General features: G+C 66.4%; 17 protein-coding genes. 4 read left to right on the forward strand and 13 right to left on the reverse strand.

Going from position 1 to position 14,666, the window contains the following annotated elements; genetic code table 11:
* Positions 1–94: 94 nt before the first annotated feature.
* Both ACPTTF_RS25690 and ACPTTF_RS25695 read right to left on the reverse strand, forming a co-directional pair.
* On the reverse strand, positions 95–1,057 hold the full coding sequence (locus ACPTTF_RS25690; protein WP_423368745.1) for a quinone oxidoreductase family protein: 963 nt from the start codon (positions 1,055–1,057) through the stop codon (positions 95–97).
* Positions 1,058–1,103: 46 nt separating this feature from the next.
* Complete coding sequence (locus tag ACPTTF_RS25695) at positions 1,104–1,355, reverse strand: hypothetical protein (protein ID WP_166953041.1); 252 nt, start codon at positions 1,353–1,355, stop codon at positions 1,104–1,106.
* Positions 1,356–1,450: 95 nt separating this feature from the next.
* Between ACPTTF_RS25695 and ACPTTF_RS25700 the strand changes: the two genes are divergently transcribed.
* Complete coding sequence (locus ACPTTF_RS25700) at positions 1,451–2,251, forward strand: AraC family transcriptional regulator (RefSeq protein ID WP_423368746.1); 801 nt, start codon at positions 1,451–1,453, stop codon at positions 2,249–2,251.
* A gap of 51 nt (positions 2,252–2,302) precedes the next feature.
* Here ACPTTF_RS25700 and ACPTTF_RS25705 read toward each other — a convergent pair whose 3' ends face one another.
* From ACPTTF_RS25705 to ACPTTF_RS25745, 9 genes are all read right to left on the reverse strand, one after another.
* Positions 2,303–2,878: a PIN domain-containing protein gene (locus ACPTTF_RS25705; protein ID WP_423368747.1), complete on the reverse strand. Its 576-nt coding sequence runs from the start codon at positions 2,876–2,878 to the stop codon at positions 2,303–2,305.
* Positions 2,875–3,342 carry a helix-turn-helix domain-containing protein gene (locus tag ACPTTF_RS25710; protein ID WP_423369879.1) on the reverse strand — a complete coding sequence of 156 codons (468 nt, stop codon included), beginning with the start codon at positions 3,340–3,342 and terminating at the stop codon, positions 2,875–2,877. The genes ACPTTF_RS25705 and ACPTTF_RS25710 overlap by 4 nt, the downstream gene beginning before the upstream one ends.
* A 110-nt stretch (positions 3,343–3,452) precedes the next feature.
* Positions 3,453–4,259 (reverse strand): 4-hydroxy-2-oxoheptanedioate aldolase, encoded by an 807-nt coding sequence (gene hpaI, locus ACPTTF_RS25715; RefSeq protein ID WP_423368748.1) that lies wholly within the window; start codon positions 4,257–4,259, stop codon positions 3,453–3,455.
* A gap of 12 nt (positions 4,260–4,271) precedes the next feature.
* Positions 4,272–5,075: a 2-oxo-hept-4-ene-1,7-dioate hydratase gene (gene hpaH / locus ACPTTF_RS25720; RefSeq protein ID WP_423368749.1), complete on the reverse strand. Its 804-nt coding sequence runs from the start codon at positions 5,073–5,075 to the stop codon at positions 4,272–4,274.
* Positions 5,076–5,095: 20 nt separating this feature from the next.
* Positions 5,096–5,488, reverse strand: coding sequence for a 5-carboxymethyl-2-hydroxymuconate Delta-isomerase (locus ACPTTF_RS25725; RefSeq protein ID WP_027791434.1), 393 nt, complete (start codon positions 5,486–5,488; stop codon positions 5,096–5,098).
* A 33-nt stretch (positions 5,489–5,521) separates the two neighbouring features.
* The gene (gene hpaD / locus ACPTTF_RS25730) at positions 5,522–6,370 is read right to left on the reverse strand and encodes a 3,4-dihydroxyphenylacetate 2,3-dioxygenase (protein WP_166953047.1); all 849 of its coding nucleotides are present in this window, start codon (positions 6,368–6,370) and stop codon (positions 5,522–5,524) included.
* A gap of 49 nt (positions 6,371–6,419) precedes the next feature.
* Positions 6,420–7,883: a 5-carboxymethyl-2-hydroxymuconate semialdehyde dehydrogenase gene (gene hpaE / locus ACPTTF_RS25735; RefSeq protein WP_166953048.1), complete on the reverse strand. Its 1,464-nt coding sequence runs from the start codon at positions 7,881–7,883 to the stop codon at positions 6,420–6,422.
* A gap of 22 nt (positions 7,884–7,905) precedes the next feature.
* On the reverse strand, positions 7,906–8,670 hold the full coding sequence (locus ACPTTF_RS25740; protein WP_166953049.1) for a fumarylacetoacetate hydrolase family protein: 765 nt from the start codon (positions 8,668–8,670) through the stop codon (positions 7,906–7,908).
* The gene (locus ACPTTF_RS25745) at positions 8,667–9,356 is read right to left on the reverse strand and encodes a fumarylacetoacetate hydrolase family protein (RefSeq protein ID WP_423368750.1); all 690 of its coding nucleotides are present in this window, start codon (positions 9,354–9,356) and stop codon (positions 8,667–8,669) included. Before ACPTTF_RS25745 ends, ACPTTF_RS25740 begins: the two co-directional genes overlap by 4 nt.
* A 152-nt stretch (positions 9,357–9,508) precedes the next feature.
* Between ACPTTF_RS25745 and hpaR the strand changes: the two genes are divergently transcribed.
* Positions 9,509–9,949 (forward strand): homoprotocatechuate degradation operon regulator HpaR, encoded by a 441-nt coding sequence (gene hpaR, locus ACPTTF_RS25750; RefSeq protein ID WP_048245409.1) that lies wholly within the window; start codon positions 9,509–9,511, stop codon positions 9,947–9,949.
* 54 nt (positions 9,950–10,003) lie between these two features.
* Here the strand turns inward: hpaR and ACPTTF_RS25755 are convergent, their stop codons facing one another.
* Entirely contained in the window at positions 10,004–11,215 is a 1,212-nt protein-coding gene (locus ACPTTF_RS25755) for an SDR family oxidoreductase (protein WP_423368751.1), read from the reverse strand.
* 649 nt (positions 11,216–11,864) lie between these two features.
* Between ACPTTF_RS25755 and ACPTTF_RS25760 the strand changes: the two genes are divergently transcribed.
* Positions 11,865–12,209 (forward strand): DUF3564 family protein, encoded by a 345-nt coding sequence (locus ACPTTF_RS25760; RefSeq protein WP_166953053.1) that lies wholly within the window; start codon positions 11,865–11,867, stop codon positions 12,207–12,209.
* Between the two features lie 74 nt (positions 12,210–12,283).
* On the opposite strand, the gene ACPTTF_RS25765 is transcribed toward ACPTTF_RS25760, so the two are convergent.
* Entirely contained in the window at positions 12,284–12,448 is a 165-nt protein-coding gene (locus ACPTTF_RS25765; RefSeq protein WP_423368752.1) for a hypothetical protein, read from the reverse strand.
* Between the two features lie 178 nt (positions 12,449–12,626).
* Here ACPTTF_RS25765 and ACPTTF_RS25770 point away from each other — a divergent pair, with 178 nt between their 5' ends.
* Positions 12,627–14,522: a peptidoglycan D,D-transpeptidase FtsI family protein gene (locus tag ACPTTF_RS25770; protein WP_423368753.1), complete on the forward strand. Its 1,896-nt coding sequence runs from the start codon at positions 12,627–12,629 to the stop codon at positions 14,520–14,522.
* Positions 14,523–14,666: the final 144 nt, after the last annotated feature.

Genomic DNA, 14,666 nt, shown 5'->3' on the forward strand with positions numbered 1-14,666 from the left:
CCTGCTTCGCATCCGTCGCACACGTCAGCGTGACGACGGATGCTCGGCTGCCTTCGCCAGCGCACACGACGCCCCCTCCGCGGCCCTTGGCCGGTCACTCACCGTGCATCGTGAACACCGGGCGCACCAGACTGTTCACATCGCTCCAGTGTTCACCGACCGCCGACAGCGGTACCGTGCGCGTTTCGAGTGCCAGCCCCGCCGGGCCGGCCGCGTCGAACACGCCGCGCACCGACGCCAGCAAACGCTGGAGGGACACGCTGCCGATGCCACTGCCCATCAGTTCGATCGCGGTTGCCCGCAATACGGCACCCGGCAACAGCACGTCCGCGCCGCCGATCGAGCCGATCTGCACGAAACGCAGCCGGCGGCCATCCGGCGTCGCCTTCGCGGCGGCCACCAGCAGCGTCTGCGCGCTGGCCCCCCACAGATAATCGAGCACGACATCCACGCCTTCGCGGAAATGCGGTTCGAGCGCACGCGCCAGATGCGCGTCGTCCTGCTGCAGCGACACGACGGCATCCGCGCCGGCGTTAAGCAAGGCCTGCAACGCAGCCGCGTTGCGCCCCGTCGCGATTACCTTCGCGGCGCCGAGATGTTTCGCGATCCGCACTGCCAGCCGCCCTGACGCGCCCGTCGCACCGTTGACGAGCACCGTCTCACCCGCGACGAGCCGGGCACGCTCGGTCAGCGCCGCCCACGACGACATCCCCGGAATCGCGATCGCGGCAGCCGTGACATCGTCGAGCGTATCCGGCAGCGGCACGCACTGCGTATCGGGCGCGATCGTGCGTTCGGCCATCGCTCCGAACGGCGCAGGCGCACCGAAGAAGTAGACGCGTCGACCATCGTCGAGACGGCCGACACCGTCGACGCCAACGACGAACGGATAGCGTGCATCCGACGAGTAATGCTTGCCGGACGCACGCGCCTGCGCGATCCGGCTCAATGCGGACGCCGTCACGTCGATCAGGCTGTGGCCCGGCATCGCGCTCGGCGCATCGAATTCCATATGAACGGGACGCTCGCCGGCGCCCGTCACGACTGCTGCTTTCATGGTGACTCCTTGATTCGGGGATCTCGATCGACCGTTCCGGTGCGCATCAGCGTGCGTCGAGCCACGCGCGCAGCGCGGGATCACGCACTTCCAGCACGTCGAACAGGCCGAGCGCCCGCAGCGCGGGCAACGCATCGATCGCGTCGGCCTCCGCACGCGCCCGGTCGGCCGGCGCGGCGTTCGGGTCGGTCAGCACTCGCGCGTTGACCAGGAACGCGCCGACGGTCCCTTTGCGGATCGTCGTATCGCCGATCGTGATCCGGTCGGTCTGGTCGGGAAGCATCTGTTCGGCTCGCATCGTGTCGCACTCCGGTTGTCATCGATGGACGCAGTGTAGGCGTGCAAATCCGGCCGATCTCCGGTATAACCGCCATTCGATACCGATATCCGGCCATGTCCGATCCGCTCCTGCCCGCCCGCTTCATCGCGTCCGACGATGGCCCGTTCGTGGTCGCCGCCGTGCTGTCGCAACGCGACCCGCGCGTGACGCCACCCCATTCGCATGCGCGCGGCCAGCTCGTCGGCGCGCTGAGCGGGTTGCTGACGATCGGCCTCGACGATCAGGACTGGGTCGTGCCGGCGATCCATGCGATCTGGATTCCGCCGCATTGCCGGCATTCGCTGAACTCGTTCGGGCCGATTTCCGGTTGGTCGGCGTTCGTCGCCGAAGCGCGCTGCGCGGCGCTGCCGGATACCCCGCGCGCGATCCGGACGACGCCTCTGCTGCGCGAAGCCGTGCAGCGCGCGGCGAGTTGGGATGGCTCGGAACTGGATGCCGCGCGAACCCGGATCGCCAACGTGATCCTCGATGAAATCGCATCGTCGGAAGTCGAGGCGTTGGGGCTGGTGCGGCCGCAGGACCCGCGGCTGATGCGGATTACCGACGCGCTGGCCGCGGATCTCGCGGACAACCGGCGGTTGGAGGAATGGGCCGAATGGGCCGGCATCAGCGCGCGGACGATGAGCCGTCGCTTCGTCGCCGAGACGGGGCTGACGTTCGCGCAGTGGCGTCAGCAGGCCAGGCTGCTGCGGGCGCTGGAGAGAATTGCCGACGGCGTGCCGGTGACGACGATCGCGCTCGATCTCGGGTACGACAACGTGAGCGCGTTCATCGACATGTTCCGGCGGGCGTTGGGGACGACGCCGGGGAAATATATGGAAGACGGGGGGAAATCGAAGAACGATGCGCGGTGACAACGCGCGCCGGGCAAGAAACTCGAACCGGCTTGCCGTATCCGGGGCAATTCAAATGATCATCCGATAGGCTTCGAGTGCCTTGCAGGTCTGAACCATACCCAGACGCTGCAGGATCTCGAGATAGCGATCCACCAACATTGGCGGATGCTTGAGCGTTTCGCGCTGCCGTCGGGCGGCAGTGACAACTGCGGCCGGCTCGAGATCGAAGAGATTGTCGGCAAACACATCCGGGTGCTGTGCTTCGACACCGTAGGTCGACAGCACCTCGTCGGGAAAATCCTTTTGATTAAACGTCACGATCACGCTGGCGTTACAGCGGATCGCGGCAGCAAGCACGTGTCGATCGCCCGGATCCGGCAGCGTTAGCCCTTCGATCAACGTTTCGTATCCGGTCACTAGCGCGTCGGGTATCGCACGATCCATCAGGCTTGCCGTCCGGTCGAGTTGCGCGGCGGTCAGGTCGGCCCGGTTACGCAGCAGATTCCGCTTCCACTCGTCGTGAATCCGACTGCTCCAGCGCGCCCTAAAGCAGCCGCTCAACGCGAGCCACATCAGGAAATCGCGCAGCGGCGCGGGATAAAGCACGCACGCATCGTAGACCGCCGTGAATGGCGAACTCGTCATTCGTACCCCATCCCGTGCTCTTGCGCCTGCCGGCTCAATTCCTCCATCGCGTCCGCGCTTGCCTGATCGCGTTCCGCCTTGTAACGCATCAGATCGGAAAATCGTACGCGGCGATGCTTGCCGGTCTTGTGGTGCGGAAGCGCATTCGATTCGAGCAGCTTGATCAGGTGCGGACGAGAAACGTTCAACAGGTCGGCCGCTTCCTGTGTCGTCAGCTCCGCATGGACCGGCACGACCTTGACCGCATTGCCATCGGCCAACTCGGCGAGGATATCGACCAGCAGACGCAGCGCGGAAGTCGGAAGTTCGACCTGATGCGCGCGATTTTCATCGTCGAAGATCTGGATATGCTGTATTTCTGTTCGCGTCGCCAGGTATGCAGCAAGCGCACGCTGCCCTTCGACAGCCGCCCGCATCTCGCGCTCGACGGGCAAGATCGTTTCGGACATCGTGGTGTGAGGCATCGCGCGCTCCAAACGGGGGGTCTAGAAGGCGCGATTTTATTCGAAACAAACGAAAATCGCAATAAACGAAAATCGATGTTCCCCTTTATAAAGCCGTATCTCCGTTTCGTTCAATACGTCCCGTCGCCCTTCTTCACCGCATCGCCGCCATTCCCCTTGAACTGCGCAGCCAACCGCTCCGCCCCCCTCGCCAGCAACGTCGTATCGACCCCGACTGCGACAAACAGCGCTCCCGCTTCCAGATAGCGCCGCGCGGCCGCTTCATCCGCACTCAGAATGCCCGGCGCCTTGCCGGCAGCCTTGATCGTGCGGATCGCACCGTCGATCGCGGCCTGCACGTCCGGGTGCCCCGGATTGCCGAGATGCCCGAGATCGGCTGCGAGATCCGCCGGTCCGATGAACACGCCGTCCACGCCCTCGACCCGCGCAATCTCGTCGATCGCGTCGAGCCCCGCGCGCGTCTCGACCTGCACGAGCACGGCCATCTCGTCGTTCGCGCGATGCAGGTAGTCGCCCACCCGATTCCATCGCGATGCACGCGCCAGCGCACTGCCGACACCACGAATGCCATGCGGCGGATAACGCGTCGCCGCCACCGCCGCGCGCGCTTCGTCCGCGCTCTGCACCATGGGCACGAGCAGCGTCTGCGCGCCGAGATCGAGCACCTGCTTGACGATCACCGGATCGTTCCACGGCACGCGCACCACCGGCTGCGACGGGTACGGCGCGATCGCCTGCAGTTGCGCGAGGATCGACGGCACCGTGTTCGGCGCATGCTCGCCGTCGATCAGCAGCCAGTCGAACCCTGCGCCCGCGACGACTTCCGCGCTGTACGGATTCGCGAGCCCGAGCCACAGCCCGACCTGCGCGTCGCCGCGCGCGAGCGCGGCCTTGAAGACATTGGTAGGAATCTGCATCGTTCGCTCACCTCACTCGAAGTAGCACTGGATCGTCCCGAGCGGGCCGTAGTCGACACTGAACGTGTCGCCCGGCCGCGCCGCGCATGGCCGTGTGAACGAGCCGCCGAGCACGATCTGCCCCGGCTCCAGCGCGACATCGAAGCGCGCCAACCGGTTCGCGAGCCACGCCACGCCGTTCGCCGGATGGTTCAGCACGCCGGCCGCGACGCCCGTTTCCTCGACCACGCCGTTGCGCGACATGATCGCCGCGACCCAGCGCAGGTCGACGTCCTGCGGTTTCACGGGCCGCCCGCCGATCACGACGCCTGCATTCGCCGCGTTGTCGGCGATCGTGTCGAATACCTTGCGCGGCCGTTTCGTATCGGGGTCGATCGACTGGCTGCGCGCGTCGATGATCTCGAGCGCAGGCACCACGTAGTCGACCGCGTCGTACACGTCGAAGATCGTGCAGTCCGGGCCGGTGAGCCGCTTGCCGAGCACGAACGCGAGTTCGACCTCGACGCGCGGCACGATGAAGCGCCCGGTGGGGATCGTGCCGCCGTCGGCGAAGAACATGTCGTCGAGCAGCGCGCCGTAGTCGGGCTCGTCGATCTGCGACGTGTTCTGCATCGCCTTCGACGTGAGGCCGATCTTGTGGCCCTTCAGCGTGCGGCCTTCGGCGAGCTTGAGGGCGACCCACGCGCGCTGGATCGCGTACGCGTCGTCGATCGTGATGTCGGGATGGTCGAGCGAGATCTGGCGGATCTGCTTGCGCTCGCGCTCGGCGTCGTGCAGACGCTGCGCGAGCTGGTCGATGAGGGCGGGTTCGAGCATGGTCGTATCGGGAATGGGGTTCAGCCGGCCCGCTTGTAGCGGGCGTGGATGTTGTTGTGCTTGTACGAGCCGCTTTCGCTGAACTCGGTCAGTTCCATCGACAGCGCGAGGTAGCGTTTCGCATACAGCTCCGCGAAATGCGCCTTGATCGCGTCGAACAGCGCGTCGCACGCGGCCTTTTTCTGCGCGTCGCTGCGGCCCGAGCCGATCTTCAGCGTCACGTGCACGAACGCGTCGTCTTCCGTGCCGTCGGCCACGCAGTAGTCCTGCAGTTCGATCGCCCGCGAGCGGATGCCGCCCGTCGGGAACACGCCGCCCTGTGCTATCAGCGTCGCGTTGATCGTGCGCAGCAGCGCGGGAATGCGCGCGTCGTCGCGGATGTTCGCGGTGTATTCGACGACGATATGTGGCATGGCAAGTCTCCAGTCGAATGCGTGGCGCGGCGCTCAGGCCAGCGGGAAGATCGCATTGATCTGCCCGGTACCCGAACTCGCGAAATAGTCGGTGACGATCTCGACCGGCTTGTCGTAACGATCCCAGCCCAGCAGGCCGAGCAGCATCGCCGTGTCGTGCATCCCGCCTTCGCCGTGGCAATGCGTGTTGTACTCCGGCAGCATCGCGCAGAAGGTCTTGAAATCCCCCTGCTTCCACAGCTCGACCACGCGCAGGTCGACCTGCCGGAAGAATTCGCGGCTGATCTGGTGAATCGATTCCTCGGGGCTGCCGTTGTCGTTGAAGCGGTGCGACAGCGAACCGCTCGCGAGAAACGCAACGTTCGAATCGCTCTTCTCGATCGCTTCGAGCAGCGCCTCGCCGAAGCGCCGGCTTTCGTCGAGCTGATGCCACATGCACCAGCCGGCGATCGACACGACCTTGAAGTGCTGGTCGGCGTTCATGTAGCGCATCGGCACGAGCGTGCCGTATTCGAGTTCGAGGCTGTCGATCTCGTGTGCGCGCGTCGCGACGCCACGCGCGCTGGCCGTCTCGGCGATCAGCCGGCCGAGCGCCGGGTTGCCCGGATACGCGTATTCCATGTCGCGAATGAAATGCGGCAGCTCGTTGCTCGTGTACGTGCCCGCGAACCGCGCATTGCAGTTCACGTGATAGCCGGCGTTGACGAGCCAGTGCACGTCCGACACGACGATCGTGTCGACGCCGAGCGCGCGGCAGCGCTCGCCGATCAATTGATGGCCGCGGATCGCCGCTTCGCGGCAACCGTGATGCCTGCCGGGCAATTCCGACAGGTACATCGACGGCACGTGCGTGATTTTCGCGGCGAGGGACAGTTTGCCCATCGTTCAAGTCTCCGTATGGTTCTTTCGTGCTACCGACGGCCCGCGGCCGTCACACGCCCCAGCGCGGAATGTGGTGCGAACCCATCGAGATGCACACGTTCTTGATCTCCGCGAACACCTCGAAACTGTATTCGCCGCCCTCGCGCCCGGTGCCCGATTCCTTCACGCCGCCGAACGGCTGGCGCAGGTCGCGCACGTTCTGGCTGTTCACGAACACCATCCCGGCCTCGATGCCGCGCGCGAGGCGGTGCACCTTGCCGACATCCTGCGTCCAGATGTACGACGCGAGACCGTACGCCGTGTCGTTCGCGAGCCGCAGCCCTTCGTCTTCATCCTCGAACGGGATGATGCAGGCGACCGGCCCGAAGATCTCTTCCTGCGCGACGCGCATCCGGTTGTCGACGTCGGCCAGCACGGTCGGCCGCACGAAGTTGCCGTTGCGCAGATGGTCGGGCAAGCCCGCCGGCTTGTCCGCACCGCCCGCGACCACGCGCGCGCCTTCCTGCTCGCCGATGCGGATATAGCCCGTCACCTTCTCCCAGTGCTGGCGCGTGATCATCGCGCCGAGATTCGTGGCCGGATCGGACGGATCGCCCACCACCAGGTTGTTCGCGCGGCGCGCGAATTCCTGCACGAAGCGGTCGTAGATCGTGCGCTGCACGAAGATCCGCGAGCCGGCCGTGCAGCGTTCGCCGTTGATCGAGAAGATCGTGAACAGCGACGCGTCGAGTGCGCGGTCGAAATCGGCGTCGTCGAAAATCAGCACCGGCGACTTGCCGCCGAGTTCCATCGAATACTTCTTCAGGCCCGCACGCTCCATGATCCGCTTGCCGGTCACCGTACCGCCGGTGAACGACACCGCCCGCACGTCCGGATGGCGCACCAGCGCGTCGCCGGCCGTCGCGCCATAGCCCTGCACGACGTTGAGCACGCCCGGCGGAATGCCGGCTTCGAGCGCGAGGCGGCCGAGCTGGTCGGCCGTCAGCGGCGACAGTTCCGACATCTTGAGCACCGCCGTGTTGCCGAGTGCGAGGCACGGCGCCGTCTTCCACGTCGCGGTCATGAACGGCACGTTCCACGGCGACACCAGCGCGCACACGCCGACCGGCTGGTAAAGCGTGTAGTTCAGCATCTGGTCGTCGACCGGATAGGTGCGGCCATTCATCTGCACGCACACTTCCGCGAAGAAGTTGAAATTCTCGGACGCGCGCGGAATCAGCTGCTTGCTCGTCTGCGCGATCGGCAGGCCGGTGTCCTGCGTCTCCAGCGCCGCGAGCATCGGCACGTTCTTCTCGATCAGCTCGCCGAGCTTGCGCATCAGCTTCGCGCGCTCCTTGGCAGGCGTGTTCGCCCATTTCGGGAAGGCTTCCTTCGCGGCGCGCACGGCCGCATCGACTTCGGCCTCGCCGCCCGACGCGACGTCGGTAATGACTTCGCCGGTCGCGGGATTCAGCGTCGTGAACGTCTCGCGGCTCTCGACTTCGCGGCCGTCGATCCAGTGCTTGATGGTCATGCTCTCTCCTTGGGCGACGGGCTCAGCCGGCGCGATAGTAGTCTGCTTCGCCGACGATCGTGTTCACGAGCCGGCCAATCCCTTCGATCTCGGTCACGACCTCGTCGCCCGGCTTCGTGTCCGCCAGCCCCTCGGGCGTGCCGGTCAGGATCAGGTCGCCCGGCGAGAGCGTCATGAAGCCGCTGATGTGCTCGATCAACGCCGGCACGTCGAAGATCATGTCGCGCGTGCTGCCTCGCTGCGTCTCCTGGCCGTTCACCGTCGTGCGCAGCGTCAGGTCGCCCGCATCGCCGATCTCGTCGCGGCTGACGAACCACGGCCCGAGCGGCGTGCAGGTGTCGCGGTTCTTCACGCGCAGGTTCGGACGGTAGTAGTTCTCGAGATAGTCGCGGATCGCGTAGTCGTTCGCGACCGTATAACCGGCCACGTAGTCGAGCGCCTGCGCGCGGCTCACGTTGCGCGCGGGCCGGCCGATCACGACGGCCAGCTCGCACTCGTAATGCATGTGGGTAGCGTCCGCCGGGCGCACGGTGCGCGACCGGTGGCCGATGAACGTGTTCGGCCCCTTCAGGAAGATCAGCGGTTCGCTCGGCGCCTTGAACGCGAGCTCCTTCGCGTGGTCGGCGTAGTTCAGGCCGAGCGCGAACGTCGTGCGCGGCGCGACGGGCGGCAGCCACGCAACCACGTCTTCGGCAACCACTCGTCCCGTATCGAGACGGATCGCGCCGTCGCCGGCCGGTTCGGCCGCATGCAATGCACCGTTGTAGATCACGCGCGCCGTCTTCATCGTGTTTCCTCCGCGATCAGCGTGTGCCGCAACGTGCCGATGCCGGCCGCGGCGATCTCGATCGTGCTGCCCGCGCGGGCGCGCGGTGCACCGCCCGCGACGCCGAGCAGCAATACATCGCCCGCGTCGAACGACATGAAGGCCGTCACGTCGGCGATCAGCTCACGTACGGGGCGAATCAGCGTGGCGGTGGAGGCGGACACGGCAACCTCGCCGTCGATCCGCACGGTCAGGCCGATCGTGTCGACATCGCCAAGCGCGGCGGCCGGCACGATGGCCGGGCCCAGCGGGCAGAAACCGTCGCGGCACTTGAAGCGCACGGCCGGACGGTAGTAATCGGGATGCGGTACCGACACGTCGCTGGCGAGCGTGAAGCCGTGAAGGTAATCGAGCGCCTGCGCGACCGGCACGCGCGTCGCCCGCCGGGCGAACACGACGGCCACCGACGCGCCGATCTCCAGCGAGTCGACGCCGGCCGGCACGACGACGGCCGAGCCGTCGGCTGCATGCGTGTTGGCGGGCTTGATATACAGGATCGGCGCCTGCGGCGGGCGGCCATAAGGCGGTGCGTTCACGGCATCGCCGAGCGCGTCGAGCGCCGCGCGCTCGTTGAGCAGCGCACCGTAGACGGTACCGATGGCGACCGGCAACGGCGGCGCCGCGGCGGTCGTGCAAGACAGCTCCATGCGTCATTCCCCTGCCGCGCGTCGCGGCGCATCGTCAATAGTTAATATCTTAAGTAAACAATCGGGCGCTGGCAACCTCGATTACCCTGATACGCGAAATTCACTCCCTGCGGCTGTTAAGATTGATGCGTCCCCGTCCACTGCTCACCCCGATGAACCGTACGCTCGACCATCGCAACCTGGCCATGCTGCTGCTCGAGGCCCGCGAAACGCTGATGGGTCTGTTCCGCCCCATTCTCAAGGAATTCGCGCTGACCGAACAGCAATGGCGGATCATCCGCGTGCTCGACGGCGAACCGGCACATGCGCTCGAAGCGGGACAGATCGCGCGGCGCTGCTGCATCCTGAGCCCGAGCCTCACGGGCGTGCTGGAACGGATGGAGCGCGACGGCCTGATCACCCGCACGCGCGCGCAGGAAGACCAGCGCCGGCTGCTGGTCAGCCTGACGCCGCAAAGCAGGAAACTGGTCACGGAAATCGGTCCGCGGATCGACGAGCAGTACCGGCAGCTCGAATCGCGGTTCGGCCAGGACGGCCTCGAAGACATCTATCGCGCGCTCGACCGGCTCATCGAGCTCGGCGGCAACACGTGATGACGCCCCCGTTCCCGCCAGACGCGGGAACGGGGGCCGGTGCGGCGCGGGCGGTCAGTGCACCGCGCCGCGCATCAGCTCGGTCACGGCCACGCCGCGCGACGTGCGCATGCATTCCTCGACGTAATCGATGAACGGCAACGGCTCGAAATCGATTTCATCGCGAACGCGGCGGTTGTCGAACACGCGATCGACCGTCGCGAATTCCCCGCAACGCTGCAGCGCCCGGCCGATCACGCGTTCGAGTGCCGGATCGGTCCGCCCGAGCACATCGCGCACCACGAGCGGCAATTCGGCCGGTGCACACGCCGCGTAGCGCGGTGCGCCCGTCATCCCCGCCGCCTCGTCCATCGCACGCACGATCTGCGCGACCTGCGGCGCCTCGTCGCCGGCCGACACGTGATACAGGTCGTGCGCGAGCGTCGGCTTGACGGCCAGCAGCATCGTCGCGCGCGCCACGTCGTCCACCGACACGATGTCGATGCGTGTCATCGGCCGTGCGGTGAAACGGCGCGCGGCATGCGCCAGACGGAACATCCAGAACGAATTCGGCGCGGGCCGCGTACCAAGTACCGTGTGGCCGACCACATGCGACGGCCGCACCACGACGAGCGGCAGCCCGAGCGCGCGCAGGCGCTGCTCGGTCTCCGCCTTCGCGTGCAAATAGTCCGCCGCGAGCACCGCGCCCGGCAAGCCTTCCGCGTCGCGCTCGACGTCGTTCGCCGCGTCGCCCGCCGCCTCTTCCTGCACGATCCCGCCGCGGCCCGCATGCGCGTAGGCCGTGCCGACGTACACGAAGCGCTGCAGGCGCGGCGCCCGTGCGAAGCGCTCGGCAAAGCGCACCGCATCGGCGATGTCTGCCTGCAGGTGCACGCCGTCGGCCGGCGACGCATGGCCGGCGCAATGAATCACGTGCGTCGCGGCGGCGAGGCGCGGCGCGTCGGCACCCTGCCACACGTTACCGAGCGCACCGACGATCACGTTCGCATCGGTCAGGCGCGACGCCCAGTACGGCGCGAGCCCCGCGCGCAGCGCCGCTTCGCGCAGCCGCGCGACGGCGTGGCCGCGATCCTGCGCGCGCACGACACAGACGATGCGGTCGAGCAGCCCCGCATTGACGAGCGCCGTCAGCACGGTACTGCCGATGAAGCCGGTTGCGCCGGTCAGCACCAGCCGCCCGACGTTCGCCGCCGCGACCGGTGCGCTGGCCGGCGACACGAGGCTCGTCCGCCAGTTCAGCGACAACGCGGTTTTCCAGATCAGCACGATAGTCTCCTTCGAAGAATCGGCCGGGCGGCGCGGCGCCCGCGGTTGCGGGCTGCGCACGGTTCACCGGCCGGGCCGGGGCCTGACGCGCGCCCCGGCAGTCCCGATCGGGCGTGCGGCCCGCGATCGCGTCGATCGCGTCTCTGGCACGAGGCGGCGGCAGCCGCCGAGGACGGGCGTCCGCGGCACTGGATCGGGAAGATCCCAGTGTGGGGCCCGACCGCAGGCAAGTCTGTCCCGAAAGTTTCGTGAAAGTGTGCCGATTTGTATGCGATTGTCTGAGTCTGTCGCGCCGGCCGTGCCGTCAAAACGCCGCAACATCCGATCAGGCCACCTTCCTGCGGTGCAGTGCCGCCTCGTCGGCCCGATTTCCGCAGCCGGTCGCACGCGACAGATCGACGCGCCTCGCGGCGAGGTCATCCCATGTCTCGAAGATCGACCGGGCCCTCATCGGCACCGCGATCGCCGGTGTGCGCGTGTTTGTGCGCGCAGCCGGAATGACCATGAATCGTCAGACGTCGTTCCATCTGAAACAGCAATTGACTCAATACGGATTTATTACGGTTTATCACTTGCGTTTCACACCAGTCTATCTAGACTGTTCAAGTCAAAACGGTCGAATGTGTCATTTTTTTAGGAGACGATCACAATGCGCCTCACCATTCGGATTAATGGCAGCGAATCGGCAACCCGGCAATCCTTCGCGGTACTGTGGGTCGATACCGACGAGGGCCTGTGGTCGCGCGAGGCACATCAGGGCATGGATCTTCCGACCTGGGGCAAGGTCCGCGACGTCGAGGGCGCAATGGCGCTCTGCGCGGCCGATGGCGGGAATGCCGTGTGCCAGTTGAAGGGTCTGTCGTTCGATGCAACGCAGCGCGAACAGGGCTCCGCCGTACTCGCCGGCAATCACGCCGGCGCATGGCGACTGCAGGCTGTCGATCGCTGCACGAGCGAGCCGGAATACCAGGAATTCATTTCCGTCACCCGATAGAGATTATCGAGATAATTCGTCTGCGGTTTTCGGGTTTATTCCGGTTTCAGTGATATTCATTTCGATATTCAGTATTAACGGCGCCCCTTTTCGGGGCGTTTTTCATTTTCTGGTGCAAAGAAATAATCGTGCCCCGGGCAATTGATCGCACACTGGGAACGGTCGGCATCGGCCGTAGCGGAAATCGCGCCCGCGCATCGACACACGCCGAATCGCTCGCCTTCCATCGCCTGTTGCATCGGTAATGTTCCGTTTCCCTCCGCCGTTCCTTCCCCTGTTCCGCCCGTTGCCGGACGGCCGACACCCGCCTTTTCACGGGGCCGGAACATACTTTCCCCACACGGTGTTTACTCATTTATTACAATCGCATTATCCAGACTGATTTGCCGCCCCTCGGCGGCCCGACCCGGCCATTGCATGAGCGTGAAAAAGAAGACCCACCCCGCCGATCCGTACGCGGCCGCGACCAAGAACCCCATGCTCGCGTCGCGCCTGCCGATGTGGCGCTCGAAGTTCGTCGTGATCCTCGTGTTCCTTGCATTCGCCGCGCTGATCGGCCGCGCCTTCTGGGTGCAGGTCGCGAACAAGGAGTTCTACGTCGGCCAGGGCCAGAAACGCTACCAGCGCACGATCGAGCTGGATGCGACACGCGGGCGCATCGTCGACCGCAACGGCGCGATGCTCGCCGTCAGCCTGTCGACCTATGAAATCTGGGCGAACCCGAAGCAGGTCGCCGACACCGACTACCCGCAGATCTCGAAGCTGCTCGACATGCCGCTCGTCGAGGTCAAGCGGCGCCTCGGCAACGACAAGACGTTCGTGCTGCTCAAGCGGCAGGTCGACGCCGACACCGCGGGCAAGCTCGACAAGCTCGCGATCGACGGCATCACGCAGATCGCCGATTCGAAGCGCTTCTACCCGGAAGGCGAATCGGCGGCGCACGTGGTCGGCTTCACGAACGTCGAGGACAAGGGCCAGGAAGGCGTCGAGCTCGCGGCGAATGCACGCCTGGTCGGTACGTCCGGGCAGCGCGAGGTGATCCGCGACCGGCTCGGCCGCATCGTGTCGGACACGCGCCCGCTCGTGCCGGCACAGCACGGCGCGACGATCGAACTGACGATCGACCGCCGCATCCAGCAGCTCGCGTTCAGCCAGCTCAAGGCAGCCGTGGTCGAGAACAACGCGCTGGCCGGCAGCGTCGTGGTGCTCGACGCGCAGAACGGTGAAATCCTCGCGCTCGCGAACTACCCGACCTTCGACCCGAACGACCGCGCGCGCCTCACCGGCCAGCAGTTGCGCAACCGTGCGGTGATCGACACGTTCGAACCGGGCTCGACGATCAAGCCGCTCGTCGTCGCGCTGTCGATCGACGAGCGCAAGGTCACGCCGAACACGATCATCAACACGTCGCCGGGCACCTACAAGATCGGCCCGGCCGTGATCCACGACACGTCGAACCACGGTTCGCTGACCGTCTCGCAGGCGCTGCAGAAGTCGAGCAACGTCGCGCTCGCGAAGCTCGCGCTGAACCTCCCCGCCGAAACGATCTGGAACAAGTACCAGGAATACGGGATCGGCCGTGCGCCGGAACTGACGTTCCCGGGCGTCGCGTCGGGCCGGTTGCGCGGCTACAAGCGCTGGCGGCCGATCGAGCAGGCGACGATGGCGTATGGCTACGGCCTGTCGATGTCGCTGCTGCAGATCGCGCAAACCTATACGGCCTATGCGGGCGACGGCACGCTGCACCCGGTGTCGCTGCTGAAGAACGGCACCGACCAGCAGACGATCGACGCGCATCGCGGCCACCGTGTGACGTCGGCGCAAACGGCCGCGTCGATCCGCTCGATGCTCGAGATGGCGGTTGGCGAAGGCGGCACGGGGCGCCGCGCGCGCGTCGACGGCTACCGGATCGGCGGCAAGACGGGTACCGCGCGCAAGCAGGTCGGCGCGACCTATGCGAAGGGCAAGTACCGTGCGCTGTTCGCGGGGATGGCGCCGATGAGCAACCCGCGCCTGATCGTCGCGGTGATGATCGACGAGCCGCGCGGCAAGGGCTACTACGGCGGCACGGTGGCCGGCCCGGTGTTCGCGTCGGTCACGAGCGGCTCGCTGCAGCTGCTCGGCGTGCCGCCCGACGCGCCGGTCGAGCCCGAAAAGGCGCCGCCGCTGAAGGCCGTTGCCCCGCAGAAGACGGTGGCTGCGCCGAAAGCGGCTGCACAAGCCAGGACGGCCGCGGCACCGAAAGCCACCACGCAGTTGAAGACTGCCGCGCCGTCGAAAGCGCCGGTGCAGCCGGTCACCGCGGCCGGATGATCGGTCCAGGCCCACGCGACACGCCGGCCTCCGGCGCGCGTGGCACACCGGCTGCCCGTCGCCCCCACGCGATTCCCAGCCATCGGGCACCGTCCCACTTTCTAGGAATGCCGCGCATCATTTGAGCGTTTCCGCTCCCTCCTC

This window comes from Burkholderia crassaminum (assembly GCF_964265005.1).
Lineage (GTDB): Bacteria > Pseudomonadota > Gammaproteobacteria > Burkholderiales > Burkholderiaceae > Burkholderia.

Bases quoted from the DNA above. Each gene is read 5' to 3' on its own strand.
- ACPTTF_RS25690 (WP_423368745.1), bottom strand. From the start codon at position 1,057: ATGAAAGCAGCAGTCGTGACGGGCGCCGGCGAGCGTCCCGTTCATATG.
- ACPTTF_RS25695 (WP_166953041.1), bottom strand. From the start codon at position 1,355: ATGCGAGCCGAACAGATGCTTCCCGACCAGACCGACCGGATCACGATC.
- ACPTTF_RS25700 (WP_423368746.1), top strand. From the start codon at position 1,451: ATGTCCGATCCGCTCCTGCCCGCCCGCTTCATCGCGTCCGACGATGGC.
- ACPTTF_RS25705 (WP_423368747.1), bottom strand. From the start codon at position 2,878: ATGACGAGTTCGCCATTCACGGCGGTCTACGATGCGTGCGTGCTTTAT.
- ACPTTF_RS25710 (WP_423369879.1), bottom strand. From the start codon at position 3,342: ATGCCTCACACCACGATGTCCGAAACGATCTTGCCCGTCGAGCGCGAG.
- hpaI (WP_423368748.1), bottom strand. From the start codon at position 4,259: ATGCAGATTCCTACCAATGTCTTCAAGGCCGCGCTCGCGCGCGGCGAC.
- hpaH (WP_423368749.1), bottom strand. From the start codon at position 5,075: ATGCTCGAACCCGCCCTCATCGACCAGCTCGCGCAGCGTCTGCACGAC.
- ACPTTF_RS25725 (WP_027791434.1), bottom strand. From the start codon at position 5,488: ATGCCACATATCGTCGTCGAATACACCGCGAACATCCGCGACGACGCG.
- hpaD (WP_166953047.1), bottom strand. From the start codon at position 6,370: ATGGGCAAACTGTCCCTCGCCGCGAAAATCACGCACGTGCCGTCGATG.
- hpaE (WP_166953048.1), bottom strand. From the start codon at position 7,883: ATGACCATCAAGCACTGGATCGACGGCCGCGAAGTCGAGAGCCGCGAG.
- ACPTTF_RS25740 (WP_166953049.1), bottom strand. From the start codon at position 8,670: ATGAAGACGGCGCGCGTGATCTACAACGGTGCATTGCATGCGGCCGAA.
- ACPTTF_RS25745 (WP_423368750.1), bottom strand. From the start codon at position 9,356: ATGGAGCTGTCTTGCACGACCGCCGCGGCGCCGCCGTTGCCGGTCGCC.
- hpaR (WP_048245409.1), top strand. From the start codon at position 9,509: ATGAACCGTACGCTCGACCATCGCAACCTGGCCATGCTGCTGCTCGAG.
- ACPTTF_RS25760 (WP_166953053.1), top strand. From the start codon at position 11,865: ATGCGCCTCACCATTCGGATTAATGGCAGCGAATCGGCAACCCGGCAA.
- ACPTTF_RS25765 (WP_423368752.1), bottom strand. From the start codon at position 12,448: ATGCAACAGGCGATGGAAGGCGAGCGATTCGGCGTGTGTCGATGCGCG.
- ACPTTF_RS25770 (WP_423368753.1), top strand. From the start codon at position 12,627: ATGAGCGTGAAAAAGAAGACCCACCCCGCCGATCCGTACGCGGCCGCG.